Below are 23,775 nucleotides of genomic sequence, written 5' to 3' on the forward strand. Positions count from 1 at the left end.
GGCACGAAGTGACGGCGGGCCTAACGGGTGGTGCGCGTTCTCCGCAACGCGAGGATCGCCGATCGGTCGATGCCGAAGGCGCGTCGGGTGACGAAGCCGCCGATGGTGGTTCCTGCCGCTAGCCCGAGACCCGTCGCGAGTGCCACAACCATTGCGGGCAGCGCCTCCACCACCCCGAACTCGGAGTCCATGAAACCGTAGAGCGAGCGATACACGGCAAGGCCCGGGATGAGCGCGATGATGCCGGCCATGTTCATGGCCTCCTCCGGCACCTTGAGCCAGCGATAGGTGAGATAGCCGATGATGCCGGCCACCACACCGGCGAGCGCGGGTGCGATCCCCGGCTGATGCACCAATGGCAGGATCACGGAGTAGACGGCGAACACCAGGCTGGCAGCGACTGCCATGAGTGGCACCAGTCGCAGCTTCACGTAGCAGGTCAGTGCGAAGCCGATACCGATGAGGGCCGACCCCACCATGCCGGGGACGAGGCTTATGCCGTCGCCGAGCGCCGTGGCGACGGTGATGGGCACGCCCATGCGCAGGGCAGCGCCCAGCACGAGCGAGATTCCGATGGCGAGCCCGAGGGTGAGCATGACGACTTCCATGCCTCGTGCTGTCGCTGTGACGTAGTAGCCGTCGATCGCATCCCTGGCTGCGGTGGTGAGTCCGACCCCCGAGAGAAGCATGACGATACCCGAAATGACGATGACTGTCGGGTGATTCGACCCGGGTAGATCGATATTCACGGAGCGTAGCCAGAAGATGACGACGGCGATCGCTGTCGTGACCGCGGCGGCAGCCATCTGGGCGAAGAATGCGGGGACCGTCCACTTGCCGAGCTTGCGTGTGATGAGGTCGGAGATGACCGCGGTGAGGGCGGCGACCAGCACAAGAACGAAGCTCACGTTGAAGAGCACGACGACGCCGCCCGCAAGGATGGCTTTGCCCGTCGTGACAACCCACCGCCGATACGGGTGCGGGCTGGTGAGGATCGTGCCGAGTTGCTCCCGCGCCTCGTTCACATCGATGGGGCCGTCGGCGCCTGTGATCGTGTCGATGAGCCAGTAGACACTCTGGAGGCGTGTGTAGTCGGTGGTGCGCACGCGCACTATGCGCATCACCGACATGGGATCTTCGTTGATTCCGCGGTGAACTGACACGGTGATCGAGGTGAACGTGATGTCGACGTGCATTCCGCTGATGCCGTACGCGAGGCTGATGCGCAGCACTGTGGCGACGACGTCGGCTGCGGATGCGCCGGTGGCCAGCATGGCTTCTCCTGCGCGCAGGCAGAGGTCGATGACGGCACGCGAGTGCTTCTGTGAGAACTGTTCGTCGCCTCCGGGGAGGGAGAGGATCTGGGTGGGCACCCCGATTCCCCGAATCGCCCCACCTGCGACTGCGGCGATGTAGCGGCCCAGCCTCTGCGAGAGTGTGCCCTGCCTGCGATCGTCTTTCACAGGTCAAGGCTACGGGCACTGCGCCAACTATGGGCACGTTCCGGCCCCTGCAGCACCATGCCAGAGCGTGGGACGGAAACCCAGCGCTTCTGCTTGAGCTACCTGAAGCCGCGCAGACGCAGGCTGTTCGTCACCACGAACACCGACGAGAAGGCCATGGCCGCTCCGGCCAGCAGTGGGTTCAGCAGACCCAGCATCGCCACGGGAATGGCCGCCGTGTTGTAGGCGAACGCCCAGAACAGGTTGCCCTTGATGGTGCTGAGCGTGCGCCGTGCCAGACGGATCGCATCCGCCACCACCAGCAGGTCCCCGCTCATCACTGTGAGGTCACTCGCCGCAATGGCCGCGTCGGTTCCGGCCCCCATTGCGATGCCGAGGTCAGCCGCCGCGAGTGCCGCCGCATCATTCACGCCATCGCCGACCATCGCCACCACGTGCCCGGCAGCCTGCAGGGACTGGATGGCCGCCAGTTTGCCGGCCGGGGTCACCCCGGCACGAACATCCGTGATTCCCACGCTCGCCGCCACCGTCGCCGCGGCACCGGCGTTGTCACCGGTCAGCAGCACCGGGGTCAGGCCGAGCCGCCGGAACCGGGCGATCGCCTCAGCGCTGGTCGGTTTGATCGAATCGCCGACGATCAGGATGCCGCGAACGGCGCCATCCCAGCCGACGACCACAGCGGTGTTGCCGGCCGCCTCAGCGTCGTCAAACGATTCCCGCAGCGGCGCTGGCAGCGGCAACGCCCAGTCCCGCTCGAGCCAATCAGCACGGCCCACCGCGACTGCACGGCCACCGACGGCCGCCGTCACGCCCTGCCCCTGGTGGGAGACGAACGAAGCGGCCTCGGGCAGGTCACCCTTGGCCTGACCCGCAGTGACGATGGCGCGACCTATCGGATGCTCGGAACCGGACTCGACGGCCGCCGCCACCGCGACAATCTCAGCTACGCTCTCACCGTCGGCGGCCACCGCATCCAGTAGTTCCATCCGGCCGGTGGTGACCGTGCCGGTCTTGTCGAGCACGATCGTGTCGACGCGACGGGTCGACTCCAGGGTTTGCGGGCCGCGGATCAGAATGCCCAACTGCGAGCCGCGGCCAGTGCCAACGAGCAGCGCGGTCGGGGTGGCGAGGCCCAGGGCACACGGGCAGGCGATGATCAGGGTGGCGACGGCGGCCGTGAATGCGGCCTCCACCGATCCCCCGAAGAACAGCCATGCACCCAAGGTCAACAGGGAGAGCACGATCACGACGGGAACGAAGATCGCCGACACCCGGTCGGCGAGGCGTTGCACCTCGGCCTTACCGGTCTGCGCGTCCTCGACCAGGCGGCCCAGTCGGGCCAGCTCGGTGTCGGCGCCGACGCGCGTGACCTCAACGATAAGGCGTCCGCCGACGTTGACGGTCGATCCTACGACACGGTCACCGGGGCCGATCTCGACTGGCACCGATTCACCGGTGAGCATGCTCATGTCGACTGCGGATGCGCCATCCGTCACCAGTCCGTCGGTGGCGATCTTCTCGCCGGGCCGCACAACGAAGACGTCGCCGGGCGTGAGCGCGGTGACGGCGACGGAAACCTCGACACCATCCCGCAGCACCATGGCGTCTTTCGCGCCGAGCTCCAGCAGCGCGCGCATGGCGGCGCCCGACTGCCTCTTGGTGCGGGCCTCGATGTAACGCCCACCCAGAATGAATACGGTGACCGCGGCCGCAACCTCCAGATAGATCTCTCCCGCCCCGGAACCCGGTTCGGCGAGCAGGCTGAAGGTCATGTGCATGCCGGGCATACCCGCGGTGCCGAAGAACAGGGCGTAGAGCGACCAGGCGAGAGCCGCAAGAACACCGACGCTGACCAGCGTGTCCATGGTGGCGGCGCCGTGGCGGGCGTTCACGAACGCCGCCCGGTGGAACGGCCACGCACCCCACACAGCGACAGGGGCGGCGAGGGTGAGGGTCAGCCACTGCCAGTTGGTGAACTGGAGCGCCGGGATCATCGACAGCAGCACGACCGGAACGGTCAGCGCTGCCGACACGATCAGCCGCTGCCGCAGTTCGGCGAGTCCATCGGATGCCGGGGCGCCTTCGCCTGCGGATTCGGCGACCGGCGGAGCCGGCAGCTCCGCCGTGTACCCGGCCGACTCCACGGTGGCGATGAGCTGCTCGGCGCTCACCCCTTCCGGCGCACGCACTCGCGCCTTCTCGGTCGCGTAGTTGACGCTGGCCTCGACCCCGGGGAGCTTGTTCAGCTTGCGCTCCACCCGGTTGGCGCAGGAGGCGCAGGTCATCCCGCCGATATCGAGTTCGACATCCGACATGGGCATGTCTACGCGTCCGCGAGCGCGTAGCCGGCCTCGCCGACCGCGGCGCGAATGGCCGCCGAGTCGAGGGCGGAGGAGCTGGCGACCGTGACCGTGGACGCGCCGCCGACGTTCAACTGAACGTTCACCGACTCCACGCCGTCGAGGGCGGTGAGCTCCTCGGTGATGCTGGACACGCAGTGGCCGCACGTCATTCCGGTGACCGCAACGGTGGTCTCGATCAGGCTGGCGGGGGCGGATGCTGTGTCCGCGACCGTCTGCGCAGGCGTGCTGCAGCAGGCGCATCCGCCGCCGCTGTTCTTGTCGCTCAGGCCGAGATCGATGGTGGGGTTGGACATGGGCGTCTCCTTGTTGTCGATACCGGGTGGGGGTATTGACACTACCCCCCGGGGGTATCTGGAATCAAGCTCCACATGATCACGGTCTCGCGGCTCCCCCACCCGCGCCCGACCCGTTCAGGATCACGCGGCAGAATGGAAGGGATGACTACCACAAGCCTCCCCACGACCATCGGCATCCTCGGCGCCGGCAAGGTCGGCACCGTTCTTGCCCGCCTCGCGATTGCAGCCGGGTACCGCGTGCTCATCTCCGGATCCGGCGACGCCGCAAAGATCGCGCTCACCGTTGATGTGCTCAGCACGGGCGCCGTCGCCACAACGTCTGCCGAGGCCGCCGCGGGCGCCGACATCGTCATCCTCGCGCTGCCCCTCGGTAAATACCGCACGATCCCCGTCGACGAGCTGCGGGGCAAGCTCGTCGTCGACGCCATGAACTACTGGTGGGAGGTCGACGGGATCCGCGACGACCTCGACGACCCCCGCACCTCCACAAGCGAGCTGGTGCAGGCGTTCCTTGCCGACTCGACAATCGTGAAGGCCTTCAACCACATGGGCTACCACGACCTCGAAGAGGAGGCGTGCCCCTCCGGCAAGGCCGGCCGCAAGGCGCTCGCCTACTCAGGTGACGACACCGAGGCGAAAGCGAAGGTTGCCGCCCTGATCGATGCTCTGGGCTTCGACCCGGTGGATGCGGGCTCTCTCGCCGACAGCATCCGTCTCGAACCGCACGCAGAACTGTTCGGTGCGGATGTCGACGCCGCCGAGGTGCGGGCGATGCTCGAGCGCTTCCCGACTTCGGCGCGCGGGCTTGTGGTCGCTCGCGCGCGCAACGACGACGGCGCGGTCGCTTAGGCCTCTGCCGCCGCCGTCTGGGTTTCGCGGTGCGGCAGCTTCCAGCCCGGCCGCACATAGTGGCAGGTGTAGCCGTTCGGGTACTTCTGCAGGTAGTCCTGGTGCTCCTCCTCGGCCTCCCAGAACGGACCAGCAGCGGTCACCTCGGTGACGACCTTGCCCGGCCACAGCCCGGAGGAATCGACGTCTGCAATGGTGTCCTCCGCGACGCGCTTCTGTTCGTCACTCAGGTAGAAGACCGCAGAGCGGTAGCTGGCGCCCACATCGTTGCCCTGGCGATCCTTCGTGGACGGGTCGTGGATCTGGAAGAAGAACTCCAGGATGTCGCGGTACGAGATCTGCTGCGGGTCGAAGACGATCTCGACCGCCTCGGCGTGACTGCCGTGGTTGCGATACGTCGCATTCGGGGTGGTTCCCCCGGAGTATCCGACGCGGGTGGAGATGACGCCCGGGCGCACGCGGAGAAGTTCCTGCGCTCCCCAGAAGCACCCTCCGGCGAGGATCGCGGTTTCGGTCGTTGCAGTCATGCTGACTCCTTCTGTGCGGGGACTTCTGTGCGGGGACGGCGGATGTCGTCGACGTATATGAGAACGTGCGGCGGGCCGAAAGTGTTCCCAGGCTATAGGGCGGGGCGCAGTTCCTTCGGCGCGGGGAATGGGAGGCGAAACCTGTCGCTGCCGGCGCCCACCGCCGATGCGCTGCCCCATTCGTCGGCGACAACGGTGACACCATCCGGGCTCGCCTCGGCGATGCGGACCGGGCGCTCAGACCCGTTCGGCAGCCGCAGAATGTAGCGGTCGGCGAGGAAGCCGATGCCGAGCGCGTCCAGCACTTCTTCGGCCTCGAGCCATTCGACGGGCGCAGGCGTGGCTCGCCGACCGAGAACATCCATGGGTTGAAAGCTGTCGCCCTCGGGCACAATCCAGCCCACCAACTCGCGATCCTCGCGGCGATGTTCGATCCAGTTCTCGGGCAGCACGATCAGTGACGCTAGCAGCGACGCACGGGCATGGCAACGATGCCGGTGCTCGCCCGGCAGGGCTGGGCCTCGGAGCGTTCACGGTGCTGCTGCCGGAAGCATCCGAATTGGATGACCTGGTCGACGCCTACAACTGGCCGACCTGCGGTTCGAGCAGGATCACACCGGCGTGACGGTCGACGACCCGTGGGGCAATCAGGTGCGCATCACCGTGCGGTGAGCGGCCGATGCGACATCAGGCGCGCGGGCGCCTGGGCGTTCAGGCTCCGAGAAGCACCAGTACGTGGTAGACCACATAGACCGGCCAGACGATCGCCTGCAGCAGGCCAAGGATGACCGCCCAGAAAGTGCCGTCTGATACCGAGACGAAATAGATCGCGGCGCCGATGTATGCCAACAGCCCGAAGAATCCCCACGGGGCAGCCGCGGAAGCATTGTTCTTGGCCATGGGGACATGGTAGCCCTCCGCGCACGGCGTAATCGGTTCCATACCTCCCCGCCGGGTCATACAGTCGTGATCACGAGGGCGGATGTCCCGTGGAAGGAATGCGTGATGGAACTGATCTTCGTGCACGGCGCCCTGGTGCGTGACGGGCAGTGGTGGTGGCAGCATACGGCCGACCTGCTTGAGCAACGCACGGGCATCCGGAGTAGAGCCCTCGTCCTGCCGTCGTGTGGAGAGACCGCACCTGACGAGGTTGCTGGTGGCCTGGTCGCCGACGCTGCCGCGCTGCGGCGCGAGCTCGACGGGGTGGACTCCGCCATCGTCGTCGGCCACTCCTATGGCGGCACCGTCATCGCGGAGGCGGGCCCGCATCCGGCGATCGCGCATCTGCTGTACATCTCGTCGTACCTGCCCGAGGTCGGGCAGTCGCAGGCAGCGATCATGGGCGGCGAGAGCGACCCGGTGTCGATCGGCGACAACGGGGACGGCACGCTGAGCCTGTCGGGCTACGACGTGAGCTCATTCGGGGCGCGATTCCTTCAGGATGCTGACGCCGCGACCCAGCAGCAGGCATGGGAGCGCGTGACGGCCCAGGCGGCCACGGCATTCATGACGCCGACCAGCGCGGCCGGCTGGAAGGGCGTCGATTCGACCTACATCATCGCCGGGGAGGATCGCAGCACGTCACTCGAGCTGCAACGATTCCACGCGGCACGGGCGACGCGCTCCGTCGAGCTGCCGACGGGGCATCATCCGTTCATCTCCCGCCCGGAGCTGGTCGTCGAACAGGTGCAGGCACTGCTGCAGTAGATCAATCGCCGGAATGGATGCGGATCAGCCGGCCACGCGGGCAGCGACGATCAGTGCTGTCGCATCCGGATGCATACGATGCCCGACCGACTCTGCGACCTCAAGGAATTCGGCGTGAGGCATCGCCTCCGCCAGCCGCTGCGCGGCCCCCGTCAGGAACGGCATCGTCTCGGTGCCGCACAGGATCGTCACCGGCATCTCCACGCCCAGCATCGCAGCGGACGGGGTGGAGGTGCGCTGCGTCACCAGCGTGTCATAGACGGTGGACTGGGCCAGCGGCAATGTCGTGGCGAAATCCGGTGTGGCCCGGAACTGTTCGATGAACTGCTCGGGCAGCCCGACGGCTTCGCGCTGGAACGCGACGACGGCATCCGCGGCGCGCCCATCATCAACCATGGCCTGCAGCCGCTCGGCGAGGTCGGTCGCGTGGGCGGTCTCGCCGAAACGGAATGGCGGTTCCGACAGGAAGAGGTGCGCCATCGGTACGCCCTCACCGGCGGCATACAGCGCGAGCACCGCGCCCGACGAGTGGCCGACAACGGCCGCGTCCCCGCCGCTTGCAGCGATGACCGCAGCCAGGTCCTCGACCTCCCGGGCTGGCTCGGCCGGAAGTGCGTTGCCGCTGTCGCCGCGTGCACGCCGGTCATAGGTGATCGCCCGCAGGCCCGCGTTCGCGAACGCATCAGCAAGATCCGCGGCATCGTTCGACGTCGACAACGCACCGTTGACGATGACGATGACTGGCCCTGCGCCGGTGGTGTGGGTGGCGATCCGCGTACCGTCGGCCGAAATCACGTGTTCCATGTGTCTACGAAACAGCGTCGCCGTACTCCCGTCAAGCAGTCCGGGCATCATCGGCTGAGGCCGCGCTCCTCCGCTTCGGCCACGAGCAGGGTCGTGGTGAGTGCGACCCACCGCGAGCGCTCCGTCTCGGTCAGCGCTGCGAACATCCGGTGCACATCGTTCTCGAACTGCGAGTTGGCCGTGTCGATCAGCGCGCGCCCGGCCACCTCGAGGTGAACTCGAACCGCCCGCCCATCCTGCTCGTGCTGCGTGCGGCTCACGAGACCGCGGCGCTCGGCACGGATCACCAGCCCGCTCACGCTGGACTTGTCGAGGCCGAGGTGCACCGTGAGCTCGTTGATGGTCGGTTCGCGGTCACGCAGGATGCCCAGCAGGCGCATCTGCTGGACCGACAGCCCCGCTTCTGAGGCACGCGCTTCGATGCGGGCGCTCGTCACGAACGAGAGCCGGGCCAGGACGTCGACGGCGGAGGGCATGTTGTCATCATTCACTGGGCCAGCCTAGCAATATTGTGCGTGCCGCGTACTATAGTAGTGCGTATCACGTACTATCTAGGAGGTCTCCATGGAGAACATCACGGCCGCGCTCGTCGAAGCATTCGGCGAACCACCGCACTACCGGTCCATCCCCGCGCCACAAGCAGACTCGCGCCACGAAGTGGCGGAGGTGCTCGCCGTCGGCATCCACCCGGTCACGCGCGCCATCGCCTCAGGCAGGCACTACGCCAGTTCCGCAGCACTACCGTTCATCCCCGGCATCGATGCTGTCGTGCGCAGAGCTGATGGCTCGCTCGCCTACGTCGGCGGCGCGGGCAGCGGAACGCTCGCCGAACGGATACTCATCGACCCGGATGCCGCGATCCCGCTCCCGGCGCACGCAGACCCCGCGACCGTGGCAGCATCCATGAATCCGGCCATGTCCTCCTGGATCACCCTTCGCACCCGTGTACCTTTCACTGCCGGGCAGTCGGTTCTCGTGCTGGGCGCCACAGGGAACGCGGGGTCGGTGGCCGTCAAGGCCGCCCGGCTCCTCGGAGCAGGGCGGGTGATTGCGGCCGGACGCAACCGCGAACGTCTCGAGCAGCTGCTCGCGGAGGGCGCAGATGAGGTGATCGCGCTGTCGCCCGACGATGCAGAAACGGCTGCGGCACTGGCAGAGCGCGCCGCGCAGGTCGATGTCGTTCTCGACTACATCTGGGGCGCGCCAAGCGAGCTCGCCATGCGGGCCATTCTCGGGGCGCGCATCGACCACACCCAACTGCTCGACTGGGTGCACATCGGGGGCATGGGCGGCCCCACGATCACGCTCGACGGCGCTGGTCTTCGCTCCAACGCCCTGCGAATCAGCGGCAGCGGGTTCGGATCAGTCGACATGTCGAAGGCCGCCCTGCCGGAGCTTGCCGCCGCCGTCGCTTCGGGCACCCTGGCAATCCGGCCCAGACCGATACCCCTCACCGAGATCGAGGCCGCGTGGTCTCACGTCGACGAGCCCGGAGAGCGCACCGTCATCATCCCGTGATGCGGCGGCGCGACATCCGCCCGGTGTCAGGCCGCTGCGGTCGCGACGTACACCGTGTTGGATGACACCCCACGCGTGAGCGCGTTGTCGAAGTCGACGGTGTGCGCCACCGGATTCTCGAACACCTCGCCCAGTCGCGTCATGAACTCATCGTCGGTGGGGTCGTCTGACCAGAGCGCAAACACTCCCCCGTCAGAGAGATGACCCCGCACTCGCCTCAGACCGTCGACGGTGTAGAGGTCGGCATGGCTCGGGTCGAGCTGGTGTCGCGGCGAATGGTCGACATCGAGCAGGATCGCGTCGTAGCGCCTGGCAGGTTCGCCACGCATCACCGCAAAGAAGTCGGCATGCGTGAGCGTCGTGCGGAGGTCCCCGGTCAGCACCGCAGACACCGGCAGCAGGCCGCGCTCGTGCCAGTCGATCACGGTCGGTAGGGCGTCGATGACGTTGAGGCTGGCGACGCGGGGGTCGGCGAGGGCGGCAACAGCGGTGTAACCGAGGCCCAGCCCACCGACCACGACGTCAAGTTTGTCGCCAGTGGCCGCCGCAAGCCCGAGGTCGGCGAGCGCCACCTCCGCGACGGTGAACAGGCTCGACATCAGAAACTCGTCGCCCAGCTTCACCTCGTACACGTCGACGCCGAGCGTCGGCTCGACGCGGCGACGCAGCATGAGCTCGCCCATCGGTGTCTGCTGCCAGTCGAGCTCTTCGAAGCGGGGCGTAATCATGTCGTTGAGCCTAGGGGCATCTGATCGCACGATGGCTGGGGCAGAATCGACTCGTGACTCAGAGCACCCAGCCAGCGCCCGCGCCCACCGCAGCCGAGCGCGCCGAGATCGCGCGCTGCATAACGGCGGATGCGCGCGCGGGCCGCTTCGCCGCGTGGGGGTACTCGACGGTCGTCGACGAGGTCGTGGGGCATGCCGTGGTGCCCGAGCCCCTCTTCGCTGAGTTGAATGATCTCGCCGGCCTTGATGCCCGGTACCCCGTCGGCAATGCGGGCCTGCTTCACGTTTACGGCTACTGGTTCGCGCTCGAGCCGACACCGTTCGGGTTCAAGCGCGACCGCTGGGTCGACGGGCGGCTCGCCCGCACCTTCGGGCTGGATAGTGCGGCGTTCCGACTCGGCAGCGACCCGGATGCGACGCCGCTGCAGCGGGTCGCAGAAGCGGCGTATCCTGTGCTGCTCGATCCGCCGAGCGACGCTGTGGGTGTTGCCGAGGCTGTTGTCGAGGGGATGCTCTCGCGCGTCGTGCTCGTGCGGGCGCCGGGTGCGTCGAGCACAGCGCTGGTCTACGGCCTCGACACGGGAGACGGATTGCGCCTGATCACCGTATTCCCGGTCGCCGGCGACACGGCAGAACTGCTCCATGACTTCTCCGCTGAACCTCGACTGCGGTGGAATGCCGCGTCGGCGCTCAAGAGTTAACCGGCCGTTCACCAGAAACGGCCACTTCGGCCATAATCCGCCTTTAGCTTGGACGCATTGTCCAGTCAGCTGAGGAGCGTGCCGTGAGACCGACCATCGTATTCGACTTCGACGGCACGATCGCCACGGGGTCGGGGCCGGTCATGGCCTACGCGCGGCAGGCCGCGCCGGCCGCAGGCGACGGGTTTCTCGCACATGTCCACGAGGCACTCGCAGCCTTCGAGTCAGGCGAGCCCGGCTATCGCGACGGCTACGATATCGTCGGCTCGCTCGCCGCAGCCGCCGGCGTCTCGCCCGCCGAGCTCAGCACCGCCTACGAGATCAGCCGCGGCCAGCTCGGCAGCGAGCACGCGCCAGTCGAGGCCATGCCCGAACTCGTCGATTTTCTCACCGGCCTGCGCCGGCATGCGCGACTGATCCTCGCGACGAACGCGCCAGCATCCGGAATCGAACCACTGCTCGAGCGCTGGGGCGTGCACGAACTCTTCGACGAGCTCCGCTTCACCGTGGGCAAGCCCGCCGGGCTCAGCGCCGTCATCCGAGACGCCATCGCCTCGGGGCCCGTGCTCGCGGTCGGCGACATCGTCGAGAACGACCTCGCACCCGCACTCGCGCTCGGCGCCGACACCGCCCTCGTCGGAGCCACCGCATCCCACGCCCCCGACAAGGTCACGATGCGCGCCCACAGCCTCGCCGAGCTCCGCGGCGACATCGAAGCCTGGGCCGCAGCAGCAGCCGCAGCATCCGTCGCCTCGCCCTCAGCCCCCGCGCCCCAAGACGCGGTCTCCTCACCCACAGCTCCACCCAACGAAAGGTAACCCTGTAATGCGCAAGCCCCTGCTGATCACGAGCCTCGGTCTCGTGGCCGCGCTCGCCCTCGCCGGTTGCAGCACCGACACCGACGCGCCCAGCGGCGACGACGAGACCGCCTGGCCCGAGTCGATCACCATCTCGCTCGTTCCCTCGGTCGAGGGCGAGGACCTCGCCGAGGCACTCGACCCGCTCACCGCCTACCTCTCCGAGAATCTCGGCATCGACGTCAAGGGTGTTGTTGCCAACGACTACGCCGCGACCGTTGAGGCGCTCGGCGCCGACCAGTCGCAGGTCATCATCACCGACGCGGGCTCGCTCTACAACGCGATCGAGCGCTACGACGCCAAGCTCGTGCTGCGCGACGTGCGCTTCGGGGCAACCTCGTACGCGGCCATCGCGGTGACCAACAACCCCGACAAGTACTGCGCCGACGAGCCTGCCCTGTCGAACTACGCGGCCAGCGGCATCCAGCTCTCGTACTGCAACGGCATCGAAGAGGCCGGCGCTGACGCGAAGGGTGTTGGCCCCGCCGGGCTCGACGCGCTCGCGAAGGTCTCAGGCGCGAACGTTGCCCTGCAGGCCGCAACCTCACCCGCCGGCTACCAGTACCCCGTCGTCGCCATGCGCGAGGCCGGCATCGACACCGACGCCGACATCAAGCAGATCCCCGTCGAAGGCAACAACAACGCCATCCTCGCGGTCTACAACGGTGACGCCGAGGTCGGCTTCGCCTACTGGGATGCGCGCACCACGGTCACGAGCGAGGCACCCGACATCGCCGAGAAGGTTGTGGCATTCGCCTACACCGACATGATTCCGAACGGTGGAGTCGCCGTGTCATCGAGCCTGCCGGCCGACCTCGTCAAGAAGCTGAGCGAGCTCATGGACGGCTACGCAGACTCATCTGAAGAAGCCGCGACCGTCATGTTCGACCTGGTCGGCCTGTCTGACTGGACGAACAAGACCGCCGACGAGGAGATCACCCGCTACGGCGAGATCCTCGCTGAGTTCTCGAACTAATCAGGCACGCGAGCGACGCATGAATGACGTCACGTCAGTTGCGGGGGCCTTCTCGGCCCCCGCATCTTGGCCTATCAAATTAGCTGGCGTGTCGGTGACGTATCCCAACGGCACCGTCGCCCTCCGCGATGTCTCTCTCGACATCGCGGCCGGAGAGATGGTGTCGGTTGTCGGGCTCTCCGGCTCGGGCAAGTCGACGCTCATCCGCACCGTCAACGGCCTCGTTCCGGCGTCTTCGGGCACGGTCACGGTCGGTCCGCACACGGTGACCGGTCTGCGTGGGCGCCAACTGCGTGAGCTGCGCGGCCACATCGGCATGATCTTTCAGGGCTTCAACCTGGCCGAGCGCGTCGACGTTTATCACAACGTTCTTGTCGGGCGTTTTGCGCACGCCTCGCTCATCCGCACGCTCAGCGGTGTGCCCTCTGCCCGCGATCGTGAGCTCGCACTCAGCACCCTCGACTCTGTCGGGATGCTCGAGCGGGTGTGGGCGCGGGCAGGGTCGCTTTCGGGCGGGCAGAAGCAGCGTGTTGCCATTGCGCGGGCGCTGGCGCAGGAGCCGAGCGTCATGCTCGCCGATGAGCCGGTTGCGAGCCTCGACCCGCCGACCGCCCACTCGGTGATGCATGAGTTGGAGCGCATTAACGCCGAGCAGGGGCTCACGGTTGTGGTGAACCTGCACCTGATGGATCTTGCGCGCCAGTACACGACCCGCATGATCGGCATCCGTGCGGGCAAGATCGTGCACGATGGCCCCTCAGGAGAGGCCACCGACGCCGACTTCGAGCGCATCTATGGGCGTTCGATTCAGCCCCACGACCGCATTGGCACGGCTCGGTGAGCGAGCGCGCCCCACTGCAGCTGCCGCCGAGGCCCAACACTCGGCTGCGAACCGCGCTCATCGTGCTCGCGTTCGCCGCCTTCACGATCGCCACGTGCATCCCGGCGATCGGCGGCGTCGACATCGATTTTGCTGCGATCGCGAAGAACTGGCGCAACGGCGCCGAGAAGCTCGGGCAGATCCTGCAGCCCGACCTCGCGTTTCTGCCCCGCACCATCGAGCCGATGCTCGAGACGCTGCAGATGGCACTCATCGGCGCCGTAGCATCCGCGATCATCTCGGTCCCTCTCACCCTGTGGGCGGCGCGGCCCACCAACCCGAACCAGCTCACGCGCGGCCTCGTGCGCACCGCCGTCAATGTGATCCGCTCGGTTCCCGACCTCGTGTATGCGACCGTTCTCGTGGCGGTGATCGGCGTCGGAGCCCTGCCTGGCGTCATCACGCTGTTTCTGTTCAACCTGGGCATCGTCGTCAAGCTCGTCTCCGAGGCCATCGATTCGGCCGATCACCCCTACCTTGAGGCGAGTTTGGCTGCGGGCGGCACCCAGGCGCAGATCAATCGACTGATCGCGCTGCCGCAGAGTTGGCCGCTCTTCGCCAACCAGTGGCTGTATGCCCTCGAGTTGAATGTGCGCATTTCGGCGATCCTCGGCATCGTCGGCGCGGGCGGCATCGGCCGGCTGCTCAACGAGCGTCGCGCGTTCTACGCCTACGACGATGTCGGCACCATAATCCTCGAAATTCTTGTTGTGGTCATCCTCATCGAGGTGTGCTCAAACTTCTTGCGCCGGAGGCTCGTATGAGTGCCACGATGACCGCCAAGCGGATCGGCATGGATGTTCCCCCGCGGCGTTCACGGCTCGGCTCGACAATCGCCGCTCTCATTGTCGGTGTCATAGTCATCGCGGCCAGCCTCGATCTCGACATCAACTGGTCTGAGACGGGCGAGATTCCGGGCGAACTGCTGCGCTACGGCGGGCTCATGTTTGAGCACCCCAACTGGCAGAAGCTGCCGCGGGCGCTCTTCGAAATGTGGCGCTCCATCTCGATGGCGTGGCTGGGCGCAATGCTGTGCGTTGTGCTGTCGATTCCACTCGGGATGCTGGCGGCACGCTCCGTGGGCCCCGCCTGGTTGCGCATCCCCCTGCGCGGTCTGTTCGCCGTCATTCGTGCCGTGCCCGAGGTGATCATCGCGCTCATCCTTCTCACCGTGACAGGGCTCACCCCGTTCACGGGTGCGCTCGCGCTCGGCATTGCCGGCATCGGCACGCAGGGCAAGTGGGTGTACGAGACGATCGAGTCGGTGCAGGAGGGCGCATCAGAGGCGGTGCGCGCAGCCGGTGCGGGTGTCGCCGAGGTGACGCGCTGGGCGCTGTGGCCGGCATCCGCCCCCGCCCTCATGTCGTTTGCGCTCTACCGTTTCGAGATCAACATCCGCACATCCGCGGTGTTGGGCCTCGTCGGTGCGGGCGGAATCGGCAGCATGCTGTCGAACTACACCAACTATCGCGAGTGGGATACGGTGGGCATGCTGCTCATCGTGGTCGTTGTCGTCACCATGATCATCGACTGGATCTCCGGTGCTCTGCGCCGTCGCATCATGGAGGGGGCGAGAGCGCGTGGCATGGGACGGACCAACTGACGCCCCGCCGACCGCGAGGATCGTCGCGCTCGGCCCCTCACTGCAGCCCAGCGAACGGCGCATCCTCGAAACCATCCTGGCCGACCTCGGCGCAGCGGTAGACAGCACCGCGCAGGAGCTCGCGACCACGGCCGGGGTTGGGCGCGCGAGCGTGATTCGTGCGGCGCAGTCGCTAGGCTACGAGGGCTACCCACAACTGCGGGTGGCTCTCGCCCAGGAGCTCGCGCTCGGCACATCCGCTGAGAGAGTCACCGACGACGGAACCATGCTCGGCGCCCTGCGCGCGGGCGTCGACCGCTTCGGCTCCCGCCTCGGGCACACTTTTTCGGCCATCACAGAAGAGACCGTGCAGGCCTTCATTGGTGCCCTTGACGGCGCAAACCGCGTGCTTGTAATCGCTAACGGCCTGTCGGCACCGCTCGGGCTCGACATGGTGCTGCGCCTCAGCGCGGTCGGGCGGCCCGCAGAGCTCCTCTCCGACCCGCTCGCGCAGCAGATCGCCGCGAGACACCTCGGCGCGGGCTCCGTCTGCCTGGTGCTGTCAGGCTCGGGCGCGAGCAGGGCCACCCTCACCGGCATGACGGCCGCACACGACAGCGGCGCCCAGACGCTCGCGATCACCTCATTCTCACGCTCCCCCGTCGCCGAACTCGCCGACATCGCCCTCGTCGTGCCGCCCGCCGGCGGTAGCTTCACCGACGAGCTGCTCCACGCATCCAGGGCCGCACTCATGCTCGTCACCGAGGGTCTCGTCGACGTGCTCGTCGAGCGCCGCGGAGGGCGCGGGTACGAGGCGCGTGCGACAACGCTCTCGGTGCTGGGCGCGGCGATTCAGGAGTAAGCCCCCCGAGCGATCAGCTGTGCCTCATCAGGGACGCATGGCATGCGCTCCACGACCAACGCGGCCCCTGAGCGCTCCGTCTGCGATGTGCAGAATACGGTCGGCTGAATCCTGAACCGAATTGTCGTGAGTGGCAATCAGGGCAGTCGCCGACTCGGCGTGCACCGCCGCTCGAATGAGGTCCATGATTGCAGCCCCGGTGGCGGCGTCGAGTTGCCCAGTGGGTTCATCTGCGATGAGCAGCCGAGGCGAGTTGGCCAGGGCGCGAGCAATGGCTACGCGCTGCTGCTGCCCGCCCGACAGCTCATCCGGGTGAGATCCGCCACGTCGCGCGAGGCCAACCAAGTCGAGCAGATGCGCAACACGCTCCTCACGAAGCTCAGGATGCTCTCGCCGCAGCCGCAGCGGAAGCCCGACGTTCTCAGCAATCGTGAGGTGAGGCAGCAGGCCGAACGTCTGAAAGATGAACGCAATCGAGTCGCGGCGCATGCGCGTGCGCGCCGCTTCGTCGAGCCCTGTCACCGACTGGCCGTCCAACATGACAGTTCCGGAGGAAGGGAGATCGAGGCCGCTGACGCAGTTCAACAGAGTGGTCTTGCCCGACCCTGACCGCCCAGAGAGGGCGACGATTTCACCCCGAGGAATCCGAAATGACACGTCCTTGAGCGCCGTGACCTCGCCGGCCGGCGTGCGGAATTTTCGGGTCAGGTTCTCCACCACGAGCACGTCAGTCATCGCGTCTCTCCCTCGGGCTCATCATGATCGTGCTGCGGCCAGACGCCCACGTGGTCGCTCTCGAGCGTGAGCCGCACCCGCTCGTTGAGCCCCAGGGCCTCACGGTATTCGCTGGGGAGCTGAAGTCTGCCAACCCTGTCGAGCACGGCGAACTCCTCCTCAGACAGTGTTGCAACGCCGCTGGCATCGAGCTGCTCACGGCGAAGCGTCTCCGATGAGATGCGGCCGTCGCGGATCGCCACGGTTCGCCGAACCTGGCTGGCCACTGTGGCGTCGTGGGTGACGATCACGATCGTGCATCCGAACGTGTCGTTGACGGCACGAAGCGCGCCGAACACCTCGTCGCTGGTTTTTTCGTCGAGTTGCCCTGTGGGTTCATCGGCGAGAAGCACCCGAGGCGAACCGGCCAGTGCCACCGCGATCGAGACACGCTGCTGCTCGCCGCCCGACAGCTGCGCTGGTCGTTGATCGGCGCGATCGGCGAGCCCGAGCGCCCGCAGCAACTCACCCGACCGATTCGACCGTTCGCGTCGCCCGGCTCCGGCGAGGGCGAGAGGCAACGACACATTCTCGGCTGCGGTCAGGTGGGGCAGAAGGTTGCGCGAGGACTGCTGGCGCACGAGGCCGACAGTTGAGCGTCGATACCGCACGAGCTCTGCCCCACGCATCGTCGTGAGGTCGTGCCCCGCCAGGTGGGCGGTGCCGGCCGTCGGTGCGTCGAGCCCCGAAAGGATGCCGAGGAGCGTCGATTTGCCCGATCCGGATGCGCCCACGATCGCGAGCATGTCCTTCTCCTGCACGAGCAGATCGAGACCCTGCAGCGCCTGTACCTCAACGCCGCCGCTGCGGAACACTCGCACGACGCTGTCACAGGCAATGAGAGCATCCGCCCCGAATCCCGACCCCCTCGCTTCTGAGAGTGAACTGCTTATGGTCATGATTCCTCCCCTGTTCGCAGGATCTCTGCCGTGCTGACGCGCCGCGAGAGTGGCATATCGATCGCGACCGCAATCGCCAGCGCCACTGCGGCGGCCCCGACAACTGCGGCGATCAGCCATGGTGACACGATGATGGGCGCGGGCCCTCCCGCAAGAATCTCAACGCCGAAAGCCGACCCGGCCACGCCGATCGCGACGGCAGCGGCAACCCCTCCGCCGACGATCCCGCTCACGACCAACGGCACCAGTTCACCGGTTGCAAGAGCGATGTTGGCTCGCTTGGGTACGCCGAGTGCGCCCAGCAGCGCCAAGATGCGCCCCCGACGCCGGGCACCGAGAACAGCGGTGACGACGAGGGCCAACAGCGCCAGGATCCCGGTGCCGATAAGCGACTGCAGGGTTGCCGTTGCAACGCCCGACACCAGGGCATCAGCGCGGAGTTGCGTGAGAACATCCTCGCGAATCATGACGCTGCCTTCGTCACCGTTGGAGATCGCTTGCGCGGTGGAGCGCGCGTTCGTGCCGGCGGCAAGCACAGTTGACAGCGGAACGGCCGCCAGCGACTCCTCCCCTGCCGAGGGTGCGACCACGCCGTCCAGATAGGCCAACAAGCTCGACCTGTCGATAAACACCGAGCGCCCCGACCCCGCCGGTCCGGCTACGGCTGCGCCGACAACCGTCACCGGAACAGACGTGCCGTCGATGTCCAGGGTGACGGTGTCGCCTTCGGTAACAGCCGTCAGCCGGGCGTCGAACAACACAGGCACCGGGCCCTGGGCGCCGCCGTCCTGCGCCACAAGTCGTCTCACCGCGTCGGCATCCGCACGCTGTGCATGACCGGCAGGAAGCGCCGACAGCACCTGGGCGTAATCCTCCTCGACGGCAAACACCGTCGCCTTGCTCGACCTGCCGTCACCCTTGACATCCACGCCCGGGAGCTCCGCGATCGCCGCTGCTGTTGCTCCCGCGCCCTCAAATTCATCAACCAGGGTGGCGGCATCCGTCGCATCGTCGATGCGCACGTCGGCACCCACCGCCCGCCAGGACGCAGATTCCTGACCCGCCGCCACGGTATGGAGCAGCACAACGGAGGTCACCGCGACGCTGACGGCGAGGATCAACGCGAACAATGTCACGGCCGACCGCCCATCCCTGGCGCTTGACGCAGCGAGAAGCGCGCCAGGCCCGCGTGTGCGGGACGCAAGCCTCGAGATCGGCCGCACAGCAGCCCCGGACAGCGGCGAAAGCACCAGAGCGACCACTGCGGCGCACAGTATCGGAGCAGCAAGAGCGAGTGGATCGATACGCGCACCCTCCACGCTCACTCCTGAACGCTGCGCGATCACCGCCAGGGCAGCCACTGCGACCAGAACCGCAACCCCGGCAATGCGGAAGGCGCGTGCTCGAGACGATGTTACGGCTTCTCTTGCCCAGTTCAGAGTGGTCACGACAGGGGTCACGGCGACGATGACCATCGCGCCACACAGGAGCAGCAGAGAGTCGACACGATCGCCGAACATCGAAGCGGCAGCGACGCCCAGACCGGCGCCGATCAGGGTGACGACCGCCGATTCGGTGGCCGCGTGTGCGCCGATCACACCAAGTGAGGCTCCGCGTGAGCGAAGCAGCGCGATCTCCGTTCGCCGACGACGAGCCAACGCTGTAGTCGACAGCACTGTGATGAGCACAGCCACGCCGAGCAACCCGGCCGCGAGCACAGACAGCTGAGCCGTCGCAGCAGTCACCGCCGCGGTAAACCCCTCCAATGCGGCCTCGTACCCCGAAGTGGCGCTGACACTGAGCGGCGCCCCTTGACTGATGTCGGACGTCGATGTCTCTATTGCGTCGATCTCCGCACGCACGTCATCGACTCGCTGCAGGGTGAACGTCGAGGGCTCGAATGCGGTGCGGATGATGCCCATCGACACATCAGAAAATTCATTCGACACCCGATCGAACGCGGCCACGTCGCTGAGAACAGTGAACGTCACCCCTGAACGAGCTCCCCGTGAAGAGATCTCCCGCGGGTCCCACACACCAGGAAGGTCAACCCACGCCCGTGCAGAAGCGTCGATCACTTCGGCTATGCCGACAACACGAACGGTGATGTCGTTGCCGCCTACGCGGCCCGCGACGGTGACGGAGTCGCCGACAGTGAGCCCCGCCGCCTCGGCGGAAGGAGCGGAGATGACGACATCGATCGGCGCGACGGCCGCTCCCTCGACCGCTCCCTCGCTCTCATCACCGCTCGGCAACTCCCCCTGCACAACGCGCAGATCGGCTTCGGCTGATGGATCCAACACACCGATACGCATCCGCACAACTCCGAGCGGACCTGTTCCGCTGAGTTCTGGACCAAGGATTCCGGTGTGCACTTCCGCCACAGCAGCGGACAGGCCATCCGGCAAGCGCCCCGGCATTTCGCCGGCGAACGTGAGGAGCCGTTCAGCCGTCGTGGTTCCGACGCCCGCTTCATCCGAAATGGACGAGCGCAGCAGCAGATCTGCCCCCGTGCCGGCGGCGGCAACTGCCTCGCGGGCAGCGCGGTCAAGTGTCGCGTCGACCTCGCGGGGCGCCGCCACCGCGATCGCGCTCATGATGGCGATCAGCACGACGATTCCGAGCAGGGGTGCCAGATCTTTGCGCGCCCGCCGCACGACGAGAAGGAACGATGCGCCGATAGCCCTCACACCGCGCCATCCGCTGCCGGACCGATACACGCTCATCCGTCTGCCCCCAGTCGCAGGAGATCGGGAAGCGGCAGGCGACGCTGCCCGTTCGCGATTCCGACGGAGATGACGGCGAGCGCCCCCAGTAGTACGAGAGGAAGAACGGTCACAGCCTGCCAGGGCACTACGAGGTTGACCCCCATCCCTCCACTCGCGGTCACGACTCGGGTGCCGACAAGCATCAGCGTCACGAGGCCGGCTCCGAGCCCGATGACGATGCCGCCTGCAGCAACCGCACCGGCGTCGGCGGACGCGACACCCAGCATCCCGCGTCGCGACAGCCCGAGGGCGCGCAACTGCGCCGACTCAAGACGACGAGACCGGCTGATCGCGGCTGTTCGGGCGCCGAATCCTGCGAGCGCGAGCAACACGCTGGCCCAGACGGCGATCGCTGACGTTGCGGGGATCTCTGCTCTGAGCGGTGCCTCCATCATCCCCTGCGCGAGAGTCGCGGTATCGACGATTGCTCCCGCGTTGCTGTCAGACGTGAGCGAGGCGTCTGCGACCTCGCCACTCAGCCAGAACTCGTCGACAAGCGGCCCATGCGCTGAAGCCTGCACAAGCCAGTGAACGAGAGCTTTTCCGTCGACGACTATGGTCGACGTCATTCGAGACGGTGAGGGAAGCCCGGATTCGAGTGCCGCAAGGTCACTGGCCGTTGCCGAACCCGGTACGCCGCTCGTGTCGGCGACGATTCGGAACGACACCGGTGTGCCCGCGATGAAACCCTGCAGCTGCGCGCCCGCCTCCACATCAAGGTCATCCATCAAGGACTCGGGAACCACTGCGCTGATCGCCCCCGACGGGTCCCACCCGACCGCGCCGTAGGTGACCGGCGAATAGCTGACCCCGACGACGGAATCGAGGCGGATCTCGGAATCCGTCACCGTGACCGTGGGCGGCTCTGCCTCGTCGTTGCTGTTCGTGCCGCGCCAGCTCGAAGCATCACGCAGTGTCATCTGCGAGCTCGTGGCCGTGCCCTCTGCGGTCAACGCCGTCAGTGTGCCGATAGTCAGTTCGGCTGGCGTCTCACCCGTCAGGGGCACGTCGGAATCGAGGTGCATGGTTGCGGCGACCAAGCGGACATCCTCCTGCAACCCGTCCGATGCTATCGGCGCCACCAACGTCACCGCGGTGCCGGCGGTGATGGAACCCAGCGGAACGACGGTGATGGTGCCTGCTGCGTCTTCGAGCGCAATCGAGACCTCGGCGACCACACCCTCCGGCCCTTCGAACGCCACCCCGGCCTGCAGGGATACAGCACCGGTGGGCACCATAGGCCCGGTGTCTTCGGAGCCTGCCTCAGTCAGGGCTCTGGTGATCGCCGATCCGCCCGCTTCTGCAGCCGGTCCCTCGTCAAGCACAGCGCGTGCTGCGGCGCTGAGCCCCAGCACCTGCGCCGGTGCTACCGGCACGGGTCCGCCGGGACCCGCAGGATCTGTCTTGGAGATCAGCGCGTCCCGGCGCATCACGGGCGCGGCACTTGCCGCGATGCTCGGAGCGATGGAGACATCGCCCGACTCGACTCGTGCGGGTGCCCCCAACGCCACGGCAGCCTCATTCTGAACAGACTGTTGCCAGGTCGCATTCACGCCGAGAATCACCACGGATGCGCCCACCGTCAACGCAATGAGCACCGCCCCGGCGGACCGGCCAGGGCCGCGGGCTGCGAACCAGCCACCCAGCGGCAGGATCGCTCCCCGCGCCTTCGACGTCAACGCCGCAATCCCCCGGGTTGCGACGATCAGAACACGGCTTCCGATAATCACGGCGGCGATCAGGAGCACTGCGGGTGTGGCGGTGAGGAGGAGGTCGCCCCCCTCGGGCTGAACTGCTGCGATTCTCCACACCATCAGCATCGCGGCCACAACGACGGCGCTCTCGGTTGCCACTGCCATCGCGGGCGCCCACGTCGTCGCGGTCAGCTGGCGAGGTGCAACCGACGGCACGAAGATCAGTGCGGCGATGACCACCGCAAACGCGATCGCACCTGACCACACCGCCGCATCCGGGAGAACCCACTGTTCGAGCCCCGCCTTGTTCAGCGGCGCAGACCCGACGATCAGCGCATGAAGAAGCACGCCACCCCAGGGGCTGGCAAGCGCGACCACAATTGCGATGGCCGTCGCGTCGATCGCGACGGCGAGGGAAGTCTGCAGCCACGACGCCCCTCGCGAACGGAGCAGCTCGAATTCTGCGGCACGGGCATCCGCAAGCAACCGCGTCACCGAGGCGACCGCAACGGCGACGACAACAAGCACCAGAAGGATGATGATCAGTGCTGCCGCACGCGATGCCGTGAGCCCCTCGGAGACAGCATCGAGCGCGGTGTCCATCTTGGTGTCGATGATGAGCATCTCACCGGGGTACTCGGCGGCCCGCGCTATCTCAATCTCAGCATCCGCCACCCGCTCGTGCAGGGCAGGCAACCCGGCCACACCCGTGGAGGTGAACGACGGATGCTCCACCACCGACAGCTGCGCCGGCGGGATGTGAGATGCGTCTACCCCATTCGGTGCCGCGATGAGCGGGCCCACTGCGTGCACGGGAAAGTAGAACGATCTGCCCGGTTCTGCAAAATCGACGGCATTCCCCGCCGCCGCCAGCGGGTCGTTCTGCCAGAACACGCCGGAGTCTGGCGATGACCGGTAGAGACCGTCGACGTGCAGCTCGACGGGAGTCTCATCGTTCACGAGCGTGAACGTGTCGCCGACGCCGACGCCGAGGGAGCGCGCGGCTGCCTCGGGCATTGCGATGCCGAGCCCCGACGTCGGCCACCGGCCGACCACAAGCTCTGCCTCCGCAGCGGGGTCGTCGAGTTCAACAAGGTAGGAATAGACACCTGCTGCGGTCGTCCGCCAGTCGGAGCTCACCCAGCCGGTGCTCGACCAGCTGACCTCAGGCCCATAGGCCTTCGCGGTCGCGTCATCCAGAGCCTTTCGAGTCTCGGCGACAGGGCTCGAGGGGCCGATCACTCGGATGGTGACGTCCACCTGATCGCCGGTCATCGACGTCAGGGCATCTCGAACGCCCGCCTCTTCTGCAGCGCGAACGAGGAGCAACGATCCGGCAAGCACCGATCCGGCGATGACAGCGACGGCAACGACGAGGGCAAACAGCCTGGATTGCGCGCGCCAGCGGCGTACTGCGAGGGCGCCGACCCACCCTCGAAGAGCCCCTGACGAATGAATGACGGTTCACCTCCATTGGTGGCGTCATCTGATGCGACGGCCCTGCGGCAGTTTAGGGGATCATGCGAC

Annotated in this window: 24 protein-coding genes; 11 read left to right on the forward strand and 13 right to left on the reverse strand. The window is 67.0% G+C overall.

Going from position 1 to position 23,775, the window contains the following annotated elements; genetic code table 11:
• Positions 1-20 precede the first annotated feature (20 nt).
• From FB562_RS06395 to FB562_RS06405, 3 genes are all read right to left on the reverse strand, one after another.
• Complete coding sequence (locus FB562_RS06395; protein ID WP_246081363.1) at positions 21-1,463, reverse strand: threonine/serine exporter family protein; 1,443 nt, start codon at positions 1,461-1,463, stop codon at positions 21-23.
• A 98-nt stretch (positions 1,464-1,561) separates the two neighbouring features.
• A complete protein-coding gene (locus tag FB562_RS06400; protein WP_141880385.1) occupies positions 1,562-3,784 on the reverse strand; it encodes a heavy metal translocating P-type ATPase in 2,223 nt (740 codons plus the stop codon).
• Between the two features lie 2 nt (positions 3,785-3,786).
• A complete protein-coding gene (locus FB562_RS06405; RefSeq protein ID WP_141880386.1) occupies positions 3,787-4,119 on the reverse strand; it encodes a heavy-metal-associated domain-containing protein in 333 nt (110 codons plus the stop codon).
• Between the two features lie 144 nt (positions 4,120-4,263).
• Here FB562_RS06405 and FB562_RS06410 point away from each other — a divergent pair, with 144 nt between their 5' ends.
• Positions 4,264-4,971: an NADPH-dependent F420 reductase gene (locus FB562_RS06410; protein ID WP_141880387.1), complete on the forward strand. Its 708-nt coding sequence runs from the start codon at positions 4,264-4,266 to the stop codon at positions 4,969-4,971.
• Here FB562_RS06410 and msrA read toward each other — a convergent pair.
• Positions 4,968-5,498, reverse strand: a complete 531-nt coding sequence (gene msrA, locus FB562_RS06415) for a peptide-methionine (S)-S-oxide reductase MsrA (protein ID WP_141880388.1) — start codon at positions 5,496-5,498, stop codon at positions 4,968-4,970. The genes FB562_RS06410 and msrA overlap by 4 nt on opposite strands.
• Positions 5,499-5,590: 92 nt before the next feature.
• Positions 5,591-5,950: a hypothetical protein gene (locus FB562_RS06420; protein WP_141880389.1), complete on the reverse strand. Its 360-nt coding sequence runs from the start codon at positions 5,948-5,950 to the stop codon at positions 5,591-5,593.
• A gap of 5 nt (positions 5,951-5,955) precedes the next feature.
• Between FB562_RS06420 and FB562_RS13610 the strand changes: the two genes are divergently transcribed.
• Positions 5,956-6,123: a hypothetical protein gene (locus FB562_RS13610; protein ID WP_185740468.1), complete on the forward strand. Its 168-nt coding sequence runs from the start codon at positions 5,956-5,958 to the stop codon at positions 6,121-6,123.
• Between the two features lie 86 nt (positions 6,124-6,209).
• On the opposite strand, the gene FB562_RS06425 is transcribed toward FB562_RS13610, so the two are convergent.
• On the reverse strand, positions 6,210-6,398 hold the full coding sequence (locus FB562_RS06425; protein WP_141880390.1) for a hypothetical protein: 189 nt from the start codon (positions 6,396-6,398) through the stop codon (positions 6,210-6,212).
• A gap of 105 nt (positions 6,399-6,503) precedes the next feature.
• On the opposite strand from FB562_RS06425, the gene FB562_RS06430 reads away from it, so the two are divergent.
• Positions 6,504-7,205: an alpha/beta hydrolase gene (locus FB562_RS06430; RefSeq protein WP_141880391.1), complete on the forward strand. Its 702-nt coding sequence runs from the start codon at positions 6,504-6,506 to the stop codon at positions 7,203-7,205.
• 24 nt (positions 7,206-7,229) lie between these two features.
• Here FB562_RS06430 and FB562_RS06435 read toward each other — a convergent pair whose 3' ends face one another.
• Complete coding sequence (locus FB562_RS06435) at positions 7,230-8,009, reverse strand: alpha/beta fold hydrolase (RefSeq protein ID WP_141880392.1); 780 nt, start codon at positions 8,007-8,009, stop codon at positions 7,230-7,232.
• Positions 8,010-8,056: 47 nt separating this feature from the next.
• Positions 8,057-8,500 (reverse strand): MarR family winged helix-turn-helix transcriptional regulator, encoded by a 444-nt coding sequence (locus FB562_RS06440; RefSeq protein ID WP_221625363.1) that lies wholly within the window; start codon positions 8,498-8,500, stop codon positions 8,057-8,059.
• A gap of 73 nt (positions 8,501-8,573) precedes the next feature.
• Here FB562_RS06440 and FB562_RS06445 point away from each other — a divergent pair, with 73 nt between their 5' ends.
• Positions 8,574-9,527, forward strand: coding sequence for a quinone oxidoreductase family protein (locus FB562_RS06445; protein WP_141880393.1), 954 nt, complete (start codon positions 8,574-8,576; stop codon positions 9,525-9,527).
• A 26-nt stretch (positions 9,528-9,553) separates the two neighbouring features.
• Here FB562_RS06445 and FB562_RS06450 read toward each other — a convergent pair whose 3' ends face one another.
• The gene (locus tag FB562_RS06450) at positions 9,554-10,255 is read right to left on the reverse strand and encodes a polyamine aminopropyltransferase (protein WP_141880394.1); all 702 of its coding nucleotides are present in this window, start codon (positions 10,253-10,255) and stop codon (positions 9,554-9,556) included.
• Between the two features lie 53 nt (positions 10,256-10,308).
• On the opposite strand from FB562_RS06450, the gene FB562_RS06455 reads away from it, so the two are divergent.
• From FB562_RS06455 to FB562_RS06485, 7 genes are all read left to right on the forward strand, one after another.
• On the forward strand, positions 10,309-10,956 hold the full coding sequence (locus FB562_RS06455) for an amino acid deaminase (RefSeq protein ID WP_141880395.1): 648 nt from the start codon (positions 10,309-10,311) through the stop codon (positions 10,954-10,956).
• Positions 10,957-11,039: 83 nt separating this feature from the next.
• Entirely contained in the window at positions 11,040-11,774 is a 735-nt protein-coding gene (locus FB562_RS06460; protein WP_141880396.1) for an HAD family hydrolase, read from the forward strand.
• 7 nt (positions 11,775-11,781) lie between these two features.
• On the forward strand, positions 11,782-12,789 hold the full coding sequence (gene phnD, locus FB562_RS06465; RefSeq protein WP_141880397.1) for a phosphate/phosphite/phosphonate ABC transporter substrate-binding protein: 1,008 nt from the start codon (positions 11,782-11,784) through the stop codon (positions 12,787-12,789).
• 19 nt (positions 12,790-12,808) lie between these two features.
• Positions 12,809-13,630, forward strand: a complete 822-nt coding sequence (phnC, locus tag FB562_RS06470; protein ID WP_141880398.1) for a phosphonate ABC transporter ATP-binding protein — start codon at positions 12,809-12,811, stop codon at positions 13,628-13,630.
• Positions 13,627-14,433, forward strand: a complete 807-nt coding sequence (gene phnE / locus FB562_RS06475) for a phosphonate ABC transporter, permease protein PhnE (protein ID WP_141880399.1) — start codon at positions 13,627-13,629, stop codon at positions 14,431-14,433. Before phnC ends, phnE (FB562_RS06475) begins: the two co-directional genes overlap by 4 nt.
• A gap of 8 nt (positions 14,434-14,441) precedes the next feature.
• Positions 14,442-15,272, forward strand: a complete 831-nt coding sequence (gene phnE / locus FB562_RS06480; RefSeq protein ID WP_246081364.1) for a phosphonate ABC transporter, permease protein PhnE — start codon at positions 14,442-14,444, stop codon at positions 15,270-15,272.
• Entirely contained in the window at positions 15,250-16,113 is an 864-nt protein-coding gene (locus FB562_RS06485; protein ID WP_141880401.1) for a MurR/RpiR family transcriptional regulator, read from the forward strand. The genes phnE (FB562_RS06480) and FB562_RS06485 overlap by 23 nt, the downstream gene beginning before the upstream one ends.
• A gap of 27 nt (positions 16,114-16,140) precedes the next feature.
• On the opposite strand, the gene FB562_RS06490 is transcribed toward FB562_RS06485, so the two are convergent.
• From FB562_RS06490 to FB562_RS06505, 4 genes are read right to left on the reverse strand one after another with little or no spacing between them, the layout of a single operon-like run.
• Positions 16,141-16,848 carry an ABC transporter ATP-binding protein gene (locus FB562_RS06490; protein WP_141880402.1) on the reverse strand — a complete coding sequence of 236 codons (708 nt, stop codon included), beginning with the start codon at positions 16,846-16,848 and terminating at the stop codon, positions 16,141-16,143.
• Positions 16,845-17,786: an ABC transporter ATP-binding protein gene (locus FB562_RS06495; protein ID WP_141880403.1), complete on the reverse strand. Its 942-nt coding sequence runs from the start codon at positions 17,784-17,786 to the stop codon at positions 16,845-16,847. Before FB562_RS06495 ends, FB562_RS06490 begins: the two co-directional genes overlap by 4 nt.
• On the reverse strand, positions 17,783-20,512 hold the full coding sequence (locus FB562_RS06500; protein WP_141880404.1) for an FtsX-like permease family protein: 2,730 nt from the start codon (positions 20,510-20,512) through the stop codon (positions 17,783-17,785). The genes FB562_RS06495 and FB562_RS06500 overlap by 4 nt, the downstream gene beginning before the upstream one ends.
• A complete protein-coding gene (locus FB562_RS06505; protein ID WP_141880405.1) occupies positions 20,509-23,523 on the reverse strand; it encodes an FtsX-like permease family protein in 3,015 nt (1,004 codons plus the stop codon). Before FB562_RS06505 ends, FB562_RS06500 begins: the two co-directional genes overlap by 4 nt.
• Between the last annotated feature and the right edge of the window lie 252 nt (positions 23,524-23,775).

The organism is Homoserinimonas aerilata (genome assembly GCF_006716125.1).
Classification (GTDB): Bacteria; Actinomycetota; Actinomycetes; order Actinomycetales; family Microbacteriaceae; genus Homoserinimonas; species Homoserinimonas aerilata.